At 61.5% G+C, this 11,398-nt stretch carries 10 protein-coding genes, 1 tRNA gene and 1 pseudogene; 7 read left to right on the top strand and 5 right to left on the bottom strand.

What is annotated here, in order from left to right; translation table 11 throughout:
- Together AC33YF_RS10820 and AC33YF_RS10815 are read right to left on the bottom strand one after the other, a co-directional pair.
- Nucleotides 1-408, bottom strand: a pseudogene (locus AC33YF_RS10820) (hypothetical protein); the annotation flags it as partial.
- 163 nt (nucleotides 409-571) lie between these two features.
- Nucleotides 572-1,939, bottom strand: coding sequence for an MFS transporter (locus AC33YF_RS10815; RefSeq protein ID WP_491777214.1), 1,368 nt, complete (start codon nucleotides 1,937-1,939; stop codon nucleotides 572-574).
- Between the two features lie 324 nt (nucleotides 1,940-2,263).
- On the opposite strand from AC33YF_RS10815, the gene AC33YF_RS10810 reads away from it, so the two are divergent.
- The gene (locus AC33YF_RS10810) at nucleotides 2,264-2,977 is read left to right on the top strand and encodes a DUF3047 domain-containing protein (RefSeq protein WP_491777213.1); all 714 of its coding nucleotides are present in this window, start codon (nucleotides 2,264-2,266) and stop codon (nucleotides 2,975-2,977) included.
- A gap of 405 nt (nucleotides 2,978-3,382) precedes the next feature.
- Nucleotides 3,383-5,353, top strand: coding sequence for a L,D-transpeptidase family protein (locus AC33YF_RS10805; protein WP_491777212.1), 1,971 nt, complete (start codon nucleotides 3,383-3,385; stop codon nucleotides 5,351-5,353).
- A gap of 99 nt (nucleotides 5,354-5,452) precedes the next feature.
- Here AC33YF_RS10805 and AC33YF_RS10800 read toward each other — a convergent pair.
- Nucleotides 5,453-5,527 (bottom strand) — tRNA-Gly (locus tag AC33YF_RS10800).
- Nucleotides 5,528-5,711: 184 nt separating this feature from the next.
- Here AC33YF_RS10800 and AC33YF_RS10795 point away from each other — a divergent pair.
- The 4 genes from AC33YF_RS10795 (at nucleotide 5,712) to AC33YF_RS10780 (ending at nucleotide 8,163) form a co-directional block, all read left to right on the top strand.
- Nucleotides 5,712-6,209 (top strand): prolyl-tRNA synthetase associated domain-containing protein, encoded by a 498-nt coding sequence (locus tag AC33YF_RS10795; protein ID WP_491777211.1) that lies wholly within the window; start codon nucleotides 5,712-5,714, stop codon nucleotides 6,207-6,209.
- A 129-nt stretch (nucleotides 6,210-6,338) separates the two neighbouring features.
- Nucleotides 6,339-7,253, top strand: coding sequence for a thioredoxin (gene trxA, locus AC33YF_RS10790; protein ID WP_491777210.1), 915 nt, complete (start codon nucleotides 6,339-6,341; stop codon nucleotides 7,251-7,253).
- A 23-nt stretch (nucleotides 7,254-7,276) separates the two neighbouring features.
- Nucleotides 7,277-7,954: an LON peptidase substrate-binding domain-containing protein gene (locus AC33YF_RS10785; RefSeq protein ID WP_491777209.1), complete on the top strand. Its 678-nt coding sequence runs from the start codon at nucleotides 7,277-7,279 to the stop codon at nucleotides 7,952-7,954.
- Nucleotides 7,951-8,163 (top strand): Trm112 family protein, encoded by a 213-nt coding sequence (locus tag AC33YF_RS10780; RefSeq protein WP_491777208.1) that lies wholly within the window; start codon nucleotides 7,951-7,953, stop codon nucleotides 8,161-8,163. Before AC33YF_RS10785 ends, AC33YF_RS10780 begins: the two co-directional genes overlap by 4 nt.
- Nucleotides 8,164-8,187: 24 nt before the next feature.
- Here AC33YF_RS10780 and gluQRS read toward each other — a convergent pair whose 3' ends face one another.
- Both gluQRS and AC33YF_RS10770 read right to left on the bottom strand, forming a co-directional pair.
- Nucleotides 8,188-9,075 carry a tRNA glutamyl-Q(34) synthetase GluQRS gene (gene gluQRS, locus AC33YF_RS10775; RefSeq protein ID WP_491777207.1) on the bottom strand — a complete coding sequence of 296 codons (888 nt, stop codon included), beginning with the start codon at nucleotides 9,073-9,075 and terminating at the stop codon, nucleotides 8,188-8,190.
- Between the two features lie 4 nt (nucleotides 9,076-9,079).
- Nucleotides 9,080-10,372 (bottom strand): FAD-dependent monooxygenase, encoded by a 1,293-nt coding sequence (locus tag AC33YF_RS10770; protein ID WP_491777206.1) that lies wholly within the window; start codon nucleotides 10,370-10,372, stop codon nucleotides 9,080-9,082.
- 125 nt (nucleotides 10,373-10,497) lie between these two features.
- On the opposite strand from AC33YF_RS10770, the gene tesB reads away from it, so the two are divergent.
- Entirely contained in the window at nucleotides 10,498-11,364 is an 867-nt protein-coding gene (tesB, locus tag AC33YF_RS10765) for an acyl-CoA thioesterase II (protein ID WP_491777205.1), read from the top strand.
- Nucleotides 11,365-11,398 lie beyond the last annotated feature (34 nt).

The following is an 11,398-nucleotide window of genomic DNA, read 5'->3' as shown; positions in this document are numbered from 1 at the left end:
AACCGGCTGCGGCTGGTTCGGTGACGGCGGTTCACCCTTGTGGGGTGCCTTCGGGGCATCCTCCGAGACAGTCGGCGGCACGGAAATCACGCCCTCTGTCATCTCTGTTTCCTCAACGGCGGCGGGCGCATCGCCAGTATCGGCGCTATCCGGATAAATCGGCTGCGGCTGGTTCGGTGACGGCGGCTCGCCTTTGTGGGGTGCCTTCGGCGCATCCTCAGACACGGTAGGCGGCACCACAATAGTCTCTTCCGTCGTTACCTCTTCCACAGCGGCGGGTTCCTTGGCGACGTCGCTTTCGACGGCCGCAGGCGCCGCGTCCTTATCGGCCGCCTCGTCCTTTGGCCTCTCGCAAGCAGCTAGCATCAGCGCTGCCAGCAAAGCACCACCCAAACCCAAGTATTTCATGATCGCCCCCCGATCCTTCTATCGCGTGCAAAACTCAAGAAAGCCATTACAATTAGCGTAGCGTGAAAAGCTGCGCATTTCCATCTCTCGCGTCTATCCGGCCAAACGCTTAGCGAGGATCAGGCATTGGCGTGTCCCTGGCGTGACGCCTCGCTCAGCTTGCTCACCGTGAAGGCCGGACAGGAAGTAGCAGGACGAGTCCGGCGATCAGAAAGACCAGACTCACTGAAATTCCGAGGCGCTGGCTGTCCGTGAGCGTTGTCACGATACCAATTGCCAATGGCGCCGCGAACGCCGTGACCTTTCCCGAGAAGGCAAAGAAACCATAAAATTCGGTGGTCTGATCCGGCGGACAAATGCGTGCGAGCAGCGTCCGGCTCGAGGCCTGGATCGGGCCGAGCGCAATGCCAATCAGCAGCGCAAAAAGAAGCAGCACCTGCTCGCCGAATGAGGCGAACAGACCGCCGCCTGCACTCTTCTCCGCCACCGGCACCACGAAGAGGATCTCGACCGAGTCGATAGACAAGACGCCGATGGATCCCACGATGAATACCAGCAGCCCCACAACAATGACCGTTTTCGAGCCGAGGCGGTCGTCCACGAGGCCACCGAGACACGCGCCGAGAAGGGCGGCGACTGTCAGGAGAATGCCGAAGAGCCCGAGCTCTGTAACGCCCCAACCGAACACGCTGGCCGCGTAGATGGCCCCAAACGAAAAGACCGCGGCGCACCCATCCGCGTAAAGCATGCGCGCAAGCAGAAACAGCGCAACGTTCCGATGGGCCCGCAGTAACTCCCGCAACGACTTTAGAAGCCGGTGTACCCCTTCGCGCACGGGATTTTGCGCGGCCGCAACCGCATGGCGGTCCGGTGTGAAAAGGAACATCGGTAGGACAAATACAAGGTACCAAAGCGCCGAAAACGGTCCGACCAGCCGATCGCCCTCGCGCGTCTCGTTATCGAGTGGCACGATGGGGCTCAAGCCAAAAAGCGTCTTGCCCGTATCCGGGCTCGTTACGAGGAGGCCTGCCATGAGCGCCAAGCTCACCAGCCCACCCGCATATCCCAGTGCCCAGGCAAGGCCGGACAGTCGCCCCAAGCGTCGTTGGGAGACCAGGCCCGGCATCATCGCGTTGTTGAACTGCGTGGCGAGCTCAACGCCAAGCGTGGCAACTCCAAACGACAACAACACGAGCGGAATCGCAGACGTGGAACCCGGCACGGCGAACCACAAACCGCCGAGGCCAATAACGAGCATGAGGGAGAACACGCCGATCCACGGCTTGCGAGGTAAGCCAGCATCGGCAATAGCGCCCAGAACAGGCGCAAGAACGGCGGCAACCAGTTGTGCGGCGCTCGTCGCAAAGGCCCAAAGAGACTGGGCTTCAGCAGGATCGCTCATAAAGCCATTCACGAAATACGGTGCGAACAGAAACGTGACGACGAGCGTGTAGTAAGGCTGCGTTGCCCAATCGAAGAGGGCCCACCCCACGACACCGCGCCGATCGGCTGGTCTCGCGATCTCAGACATAGTGATCCGTATGGGGACCGATCAGCGTTACCGGTGAGGCATGAGGCGGGGTGCCGTCGCTTGAGCTGTGGGCAACCACCTGAGCGTCGTGTTCAACGTCCGCAGTCACGTCATGTTCATCTCGGGTGAACGGCATCATCGACTATGGTTTGGACTTTCGGGGCGCTCTGATCGTTTGCCGGCACACTACGGCGAGAATCGCGTGCATTGGAACCAGCAATGTGGCGAGCGGACTATCGGGCGCATATGGCACTATTTGCAGGGAACATCATGCGACCTCGCTTTTCTCACTCTCTCGGACGACGCCGCCCAGCTCCTGTGACGGTGAAAGCACTCTTTCTGATGGCCGTGGCGGCCATAATGCTGACGGGCGGCATTCTCGTCAGTCCTATAGGCACAGTACTGGCGCGTGAAGCCGCAGCGGTGCGCGGGCTCGCCATCCCGTTCGGACCTAGTCTCTCAGCGTCTGGCTGGCAGGCTGTTAGTTTCCCGGGGCGGCCGGCGGCAACGTTTACCGCAAAAGGCAAGGATGGCGTTCGCATAGAGACGGCTGGCGGCGCAGGCCTCCTCTGGCGCGCCATGCCAGCTAGCGCCGCAGGTGCCACAACGGCCATGTGGCGTTGGCGCAAGGCGTTGGGCGTCGGGCCGACCGACCTCACGCGCAAAGGGGGCGACGACAGAATTCTGGCTCTTTATTTCGCATTCGCCGATCCAGGAGACGCTTCCGGTCAGACCGACCTGAAGGCGCTGCTGCGGTCTGGACGCGCCGACATCCTCACCTATGTCTGGGGCGGGTCGGCACAGCCCGGCACGATCCAGACAATCCCCTATTTCAAGGGACGGGGACGCGCGGTTCTCAAGCGGCAAGCCGACGCGCCGGCGGAAAAGTGGTTTGCGGAGGATGCGGCACTAGCAGTGGACTTCCAGCGCGCTTTCCGAAAGCAACCGGGGCGGCTCGTGGCAATCGCCCTGTCAAGCGATGCGGACGACACTGACGGGCACAACATTGCCGCGCTAGCGGATCTACTCGTCAAATAAGCGCGGGCCCCAGGGGTGAGGGAACCCATCGCGACAACCACGGCCCGGAGCGCATTGGCTCACAAATTCCACCGGACTTCGGGCAAGGCCTCCGGTTGGTGTTGCGCGAATGAGACAGCTTGGAACTTTTTGCGTTTTCGGCGGCTGAAGATCAGCCCACAGGCCTTCCCTTTTTGCGGCGCACACCCGATCTAATAGCGCGGCAAAAGCGGGCTTTTTCCGAAAAGGCCCCGTGAGAGCCTTTTGCGGCGCACGCTTGGGTGGGCGTTAGTTAATCGGAAGGCTTTGCTAGTCAAACTCCGAGGCCTCTTTTAGGCTGATTCGCGAGTCGTTTTGGGGGCTCCAATGAGTACGGTTGCGGTGTTGCGTGCGCGTAAGACCTGGAAAAGGCGAACAGGCGCTAGAATGCGGACTCTGATCAAATCGGCGGGCGTTTCGTGCGTGGCACTGCTCGCGGCTGGTCTGTTGGCGACGCCCTTGGCGGCGGAGGATGGCGCAACAGCCCACCCCAACGATCCATTGACCATTATCGTGTCGCTGCCGAACCAGCGGGCCAAGATCTATCGCGGGACATCGGTAGTCACGAGCACGGCCGTTTCGACTGGAAAACGCGGCTACGCCACGAAAGCTGGCGTCTACAGCATTCTCGAGAAACGGCGCCGACATTATTCGAACCTGTACGCGGGCGCGCCCATGCCGTGGATGCAGCGCCTCACGTGGACCGGAACGGCGCTGCACGCGGGGCAGATACCGGGCTATCCGGCTTCGCACGGCTGTATTCGTCTGCCTTATTCCTTTGCACCAAAGCTCTTCAAAATGACCGAGGTCGGCGCTCAGGTCGTTGTGGCGCATAGCATGGTCACGCCGAAGCCGATCGCACATCCCGCGCTCTTCCAGCCGCTCCCCCCGCCGATGCCGCCCGAGCTGCTGACCCAAGATGCACCGACCGCCAAGCCCATGCGCAAGTCCAACATTGACGCATCGCCAGCCAGGCCCTTCCGCCTACCGGTGATCCTCGCCAAATCAAACGCCGCAACGCCGAGAGCGCTCGGCGGCATTGCTTCGGCCAACTTGGCGGCGGACCCAGAGATCACCGGTTCGATCCCGCGTCGGCACGGCATCGAGGTCATACGCAGCCCAAAGGACACGACGCGGCACGCGATCGACCCGGACGCGGCGCCGTTCGAGGGAGATGCGGATGCAGTTGCATTGAACCCATCTGCTGAGGAGATCGTCGCCGCTTTGACACAAGGCGACGCGCTGAAGAACCAGGATCGCTTGATTGACCGCGAGGCGCCCAAAGATCATGACCGGTTGGCACCGAGGCACGATAGCGCTGCGACGATCGCGGCTTTGACTGACACGCGGGAGCCAGAGCAAGAGGCCGCATCGCCTGATACGGCGCCCGGCGAGGCGGATCCTGTTTCAGAGATTCTCGGCGATGCGACTCCGGAAGCCAACGCGGCCCGCGAGCCGGCTTTCTCCATTTCCGCCGATACGCTTGAGACGAAGGCGAATCCGCCCGTCGCCGTAGCGCTCTCGGTTCTCGGCGTTAACGCCCACCCACCGCGGCCCCTAGAGCGCCCATCGGTCATGGCGACGCGTCTCAAGGCCGGAACCAAAGCGGCTGCCTTTGAGGCCGCCGAACCTATCTCTCAAGAACCGCTCCGCATTTTGGTGACGCGCCGCACGACGCGCGACCGCACTGTGGACCTCCAATATATCCTCTCCGACATGGGCTATCTGCCACGGCAAAACTTCGATGGCACCCGTGGGAGCGCAACGATCGGCGCCCTCAAAGCCTTCCAGAGAGACAACGACATGCCCGTCACCGGTGCTCTCACTGACGACGTCTTCAAAAAGGTCTACGAAGTCGCCGGCAAAAAGGAGCCGTCGGAGGGCCAACTCTTCGTGCGTCAGAAGTTCGCCAGCGTGTTCTCAACGCCGGTCAGCTTCAGCGATCCGGATAAGCCCCTCGGCACACATCTCTTCACAGCGATGCATTTCGAGCCCGGCGCAACGAAGGCGAGCTGGACCGCCATCAGCCTCAATGACCAAGAGAACGCGGAATCAGTTCTCAATCGCATTTCCATTCCGGCCGACGTGCGCCAGCGGATTTCCGAGCGCCTCACGCCGGGATCGTCCCTGATCGTGGCAGACACGGCTATCAACTCGGCTGCTTTGCCGAAGGGTGCGGACTTCTTGGTCTGGGATACGAGCAAGCCGCAGGTGCATCGTGCCAGCGTCTCACCTCGGCGCAACGTACGCCGCAGCTCGGCAGTTCGGCAGCGGCCAACGTACACGCGGGAGCGGTACCGCAATCGCTCGCGTTTTTCGCGCCGATCCTTACAACGCCGCCGCGGCTTCGGGTTCTAGCTTCGGCGTCCGCGCCAACGGACACGCTTTTGCGCGTTAACGTGTCCGCGCCATAGGCCATGCCGCCCAATCAGTCGATAAGGTACTTGCCGAAAATATTGGAGCGGGCGATGGGATTCGAACCCACGACCCCAACCTTGGCAAGGTTGTGCTCTACCCCTGAGCTACACCCGCACTCCAAAACCGCTCAGGCTTGAATTCCAGGCCTTCGCGTGATCATTTGCCGCCTGTATCGGCGCACAACGAGGCCTTTTAGTGCATCGCCAGCGGGCTGTCTACTGAGGCCTGGCGTGCCGGGTGCGAACCGTCTTGGACCCCTGTGAGGGGCTCCCCTTGAAGGAACCGGGCGTCAAAGGCAATGGGCTTAGAGCGTAGAGATTTGTTTGCGTATCTGGATGAGCTCGGCATCGCCACCGAGACCGTCGAGCACAAAGCGCTGTTCACCGTTGCAGAGTCCCGGGCCCTCCGCGGAGCTCTTGCGGGGGCTCACACCAAGAACCTCTTCTTGCGGGACAAGAACAACCGTCTTGTCCTGGTCGTCGCGAAAGAAGATACGACAGTGGACCTGAAAGGCCTGGCAAAGAGGCTGGGGCTCGGCCGCTTCAGCTTTGGCAAGCCGGAGCAGATGAGGGCAACGCTCGGCGTTGAACCTGGATCGGTCACGGCGCTTGCCCTGATGCATCCGGGCTCGGTGGCGCTCAGCGCCGTGGTCGTTGACCAGGCGCTCTTAGCGCACGCAGAGGTGAATTGTCATCCCTTGGACAATCGCGCCACAACGCGGCTTGCAATGACCGACCTGCTGCGCTTCATACAGGCCTGCGGACACCAGCCAGAAATACTGCCGCTTGAGTCGTGAGCGGCCTCGCGGAAGAAAAGGCCTTAGAGGACGGCGAGGTTGCGATTCTCGACAGGACGGCCCATCTTCCACTGAGGCGGAAACAACCGCTAGTCGCCGCGCATAGGTCGCGGCCAACCGGATTTTGCAATGAGTATTGAGACCCCCATTATAGGAGCCGGTAGCGACGCCGCACCCGCTTCGGAGACCGTAAAAAACACCACGACCCAGGATTTTGTCCGCGATGTAGTCGAGGCTTCGCGAGAACGGCCCGTGCTCGTCGACTTCTGGGCACCGTGGTGCGGTCCTTGCAAGCAGCTGACGCCGATCCTCGAGAAAGCCGTGCGCGACGCGAAGGGCGCGGTCGCGCTAGTCAAACTCAACATCGACGAGCACCCCGAGATCCCCGGCCAAATGGGCGTTCAATCCATTCCTGCCGTGTTCGCCTTCAAGGAGGGCCGACCGGTCGATGGCTTTATGGGGGCGCTCCCTGAGTCGCAGATCAATGCGTTCATCGCCAGGCTTGTCGGCGAGACCGTGGGAGTCGGCGCTGACCTTGAGACCGCCGCAGCTGCTATTGAGGCGGGAGACGTAAACGCCGCGGCACAAATCTTCGGGCAGGTCCTGCAGGAAGAGCCGGAGAATATGGAGGCGCTCGCAGGCCTTGCGAACTGCTACGTGAAGACGGGCGATCTTGAGCGGGCCGAACAGACGCTCGCCCTCGCACCGCCGAACAAGGCCGACAGCGCTCCGATCGCCGCCGCTAGATCGGCGCTCGATCTCGCCCGTAAATCAAACGACGCCGGGGATGCCGACGCGCTTCGGGAGAAAGCGGCGCAGTCGCCCGACGACCCGCAGGCGCAGTTCGATCTTGCCATTGCCCTAAACGCCAGCGGAGACCGGGAAGGCGCTCTTGAAGCTCTTCTGTCGATCGTCGCCAAGGACAGGAACTGGAACGACGACGCCGCTCGGAAGCAACTTGTCCAGTTCTTTGACGTCTGGGGTGCGACGGATCCGGCAACACTGTCGGGCCGGCAAAGACTGTCCTCGCTCCTCTTCGCCTGACGGAAACGACGAGGCGAGAGCATATGACCGATCTCTACAACAGCCCTGAAGATCTCCCCGCGGCCTTGCCGGTCTTCCCACTGCGCGGCGCGATCCTGTTGCCCCGCGCCTCATTGACTCTCAACGTTTTCGAACCGCGCTACCTGGCACTGGTCGACTATGCCTTAGCCAATGAGCGTCTGATGGGCGTCGTGCAACCTGCTGGTAACGCCGAGTCCGCCGAGTCGCCGAAGGGAAAATCATTTCCTGTCCGGCCAGTTGGATGTTTGGGCCGCATCACGGCCTTCAACGAGACTGATGACGGACCTGTCATTATCTCACTTACCGGCATATCGCGTTTCTCAGTTGGCGACGAAGTGGATTCCGATGCGCCATTCAGACTCTTCGCGACGGATTTTCGTCTGTATGCCGATGACTTCATACGAGACCTCGGCGAGGAAGAGGTAGATCGTGTGCGTCTCCTCGCGACCTTGCGACGCTACTTGGAAGCAAATGGTCTGAACGCAGATTGGGAGAGGATCAACGAGGCGGCAAACGAGCAGCTCGTCAACACACTCTCGATCCTTTCCCCTTACGGCCCCGAAGAAAAGCAAGCGCTTCTCGAGGCCGGCAGCCTGAAAGAGCGCGCGGAAGCCCTGGTTGCTCTCGCCGAGATGGAACTGGCGGCTCGCAACGACAGCTCGGGTACGTCGCTACAATGACCGATACGGAGAGGACATCAAAAGCGGAAGCGGGAGGCGTCGACCCTAAGCTTCTCGAGATTTTAGTCTGCCCTCTGACTAAGACGTCTCTGGACTACGATGCCGAGAGCCAGGAGTTGATCAGCCGTGCGGCCGGACTCGCTTACCCTATCCGCGACGGTATCCCGGTTATGCTCCCGGAAGAAGCCCGTAAGCTAGACGACCTATAGCGAATACACGAAGTATCCGTTGGCTCATACTATCTGTGCAAGGCAGAGTTCTCGTACGTCTCGAGGTGTACGCCCAGCTTCCCGGTAGGCCCGGATAGATCGCGCGTCATCGCGCTTTGCCAGCCGCTTGCCGTTTTCGTCACGCACGAGCGCATGGTGGTGCCAGACTGGCACAGGCAGATTGAGCAAAGCCTGTAGGAGGCGGTGAACGGGCGTCACCTCGATCAGATCCGCTCCCCGTACGACGTGTGTTACGCCCTGCGCTGCGTCGTCGACGACGACCGCAAGATGATAGGCGGCCGTCTCAATATCCTTGCGAGCGAGCACTACGTCGCCAAGCGTGCGCAGCATTGACTCTTGATCCGGGGCGTTTCGCCCTGCGTGGAGCGGCCCGGTCTCAAGCCAGGTCAAGTCTTTGTCCTGGAGCAGCTCCAATGCGCGACCGATGTTCAACCGGATCGCATCGCCGGGACCAGCTTCCGACATGGGCCGCAGGCGGCATGTTCCTGGGTAGACCGAGGGGGTGCCCGGAACGGGCCCAGTGTCTTCTTGCGGTGCTGCGAGAGCCGCCCGGACGTCGGCTCGCGTGCAACGGCACGGATAGGTGAGGCCGAGGTCTGCGAGACGGTTCAGTGCATGCGCGTAGGCCTCATGCCGTTCGGATTGCCGCATAACAGGCTCGGGCCACGAGAGCCCAAGCCAGGATAAGTCCTCATAGATCGCGGTCTCGAACTCAGGCCGAACGCGCGATCTATCCGTGTCTTCGATGCGGAGAACACAGGTTCCCCCTGCTGCCTTCGCGGCATCCCAGGCCTCAAAGGCCGAATAGGCATGACCCAAGTGCAAGAGGCCCGTGGGCGATGGCGCAAAGCGGGTGACAAAGTCGGCGGGGGGCGTGCGATCGCTGGCCACGTCTCTAGAGAGCCTCGTCCTTGAGCAAACGCGGAACGTCACCAGTCGCGCCCGCCGCTTCTCGGATGAGGAATCGTTTTAGGCTCGGCGCACGGTCGACGAGCCCCATACCAACATCGCGGATTGCCCGAAGGGGCGCGCTGTCGTTTGAGAACAAACGATTCATGCCGTCCATGACCGCGCCGGAAAACGCGCTATCGAACCGACGCCAGCGCTCATATCGAGCCAGCGACGTCTTCGACCCGATGTCGAGCCCCAAGCGGGCGCTGTCGGTAATTGATTCGACGAGAGCCGCGACATCGCGAAACCCGATATTGAGGCCTTGGCCAGCAAGCGGGTGCACCACGTGGGCCGAATCGCCGATCAAAGCGAGCCGGTCTCCGACAAAGGCTCGAGCGATCTGGAACGAGAGTGGGAAGGCGCGAGGGGTCCCCTCCAGCGAGATGGCGCCCAAGCGATAGCCAAAGCGACGGCTAAGCTCGGACAGGAACACTTCCTGGTCCCCGGCAACAAGCTGTTTCGCGGTATCGGTTTCCTCGGTCCAGACAATCGACGAGCGATTCCCCTTCATCGGCAGTATGGCAAAGGGCCCTGAGGGCAAAAAGTGTTGAACCGCAAGTCCGTTATGTGGTCGCTCATGGGCAACGCTCGCCACGATCCCCATTTGCGGATACGACCAACCAATACATTTGATCCCGGCGCGCTCTCGCAATTTGGACTTCTTGCCGTCGGCAGCGACGAGCAGCGCCGCCCGCAACGTCCGTCCACTGCCCATTTGTACGCTTGCGCCATAGGCGTCGGTCTGGAAGTGTTGGACCGTATCGGGCGCTATGAAGTCGACACCCGGATCTGCGTGCACAGCGCCCGCGATTGCCTCGAGAAGTGCCCCCGCTTCAACCAGCCAAGCCTTCACGCCATCGCCCCCTGACTCGTCAGCGAAACCCAGTAGATTCGGACGCAGTGTTGCGTCGAGCGGGCTGTCAGTAATCTCAATCGCCGACATTGCTTGCGCGCTCGGCTCCAACTGAGGCCACAGCCCGATCGCATTCAGCAGATTCCTAGACGCGGGCGAAAGTGCGAGCCCACGTCCATCAGGGGGGCGCTCCGCATTGGGCGGAACAGAGTCTACCAGCGTCACGCGGCAAATCTTTGGGGCGAGGCGTGCGAGTGCGAGTGCGAGCGCGCCGCCAACGAAGCCTCCGCCAGCCACGACAATTCGGAAACTGCTTTGTGTTCTCTCGCTCGGCAACACACGCCCTCTATAAGCGAGGCGGGGCAGCCACGCCACACCTTGCATGCGCACCCTCAACTTCTGCCGCAAGGTGTGTGACGGACAAGCCCCGTTTCGCGACTGCGGTCAGTCTGCTATGGGCTTTGGTCCGGGCAAATCGCCCATGCCTATGGTCTAATGAGAACATTCCTATGAGCGCTGCCGTCGATCAACTCCTGTCGATTCTCGACCTTGAGCCTTTGGAGCACAATCTCTATCGCGGCTTGAGCCCGCAGGTTGGATGGCAACGGGTCTTCGGCGGCCAAGTCATCGGTCAAGCCCTTGTGGCGGCTCAGCGTACTGTGGAAGATCGGGGGGCCCATTCGCTGCACGCCTATTTCTTGCGCGCAGGCGATCCCACGGTACCGATTATCTACCAGGTCGAACGGACCCGCGATGGCAAGAGCTTTTCGACCCGACGGGTCGTGGCGATACAGCATGGGCACCCGATCTTTTCCATGTCGGCATCGTTTCACCGCGAGGAACCAGGCCTCGAACACCAGACGCCGATGCCGGATGTGCCTGGCCCGGAAGAGGTTCCGAGTGAGGCGTCATTGGCCGAGATGTTGATGGATCGGCTCCCTCCCCCGGCCAAGGCGTACTGGCAAGCTGAACGCCCAATCGAAATGCGGCCGGTAGACCTATCGCGCTACCTATCGCCGCAAACGCGGGAGACGGGCCAATACATCTGGATACGCGCGACGGGTGCGCTGGCGGACGATCCTGCCCTGCATCAATGCGTCCTTGCCTACGCCTCCGATTTTACCCTTTTGGATACGGCGCTCATTACCCACGGGCGATTTGTCTTCGATCCGAGCCTGATGCTAGCCAGCCTCGATCACGCCCTTTGGTTTCATCGGCCCTTCCGAGCGGATGACTGGCTCTTATACGCCCAAGACAGCCCCAATTCCGGGGCCGCCCGTGCCTTTTGCCGAGGCGCCTTCTACACGCGAGACGGGCAGCTGGTCGCCTCTACAGCCCAAGAGGGCCTCGTGAGGGAGCGCAATCCCGACACTTAGCCTATTAAGAGGGCAATTGTGCTCTTTTGCCTAT

The organism is Methyloceanibacter sp. (assembly GCF_058506495.1).
The sequence above is the reverse complement of the archived record's forward strand: the minus strand, read 5'-3'. Positions and strand labels throughout refer to the sequence as shown.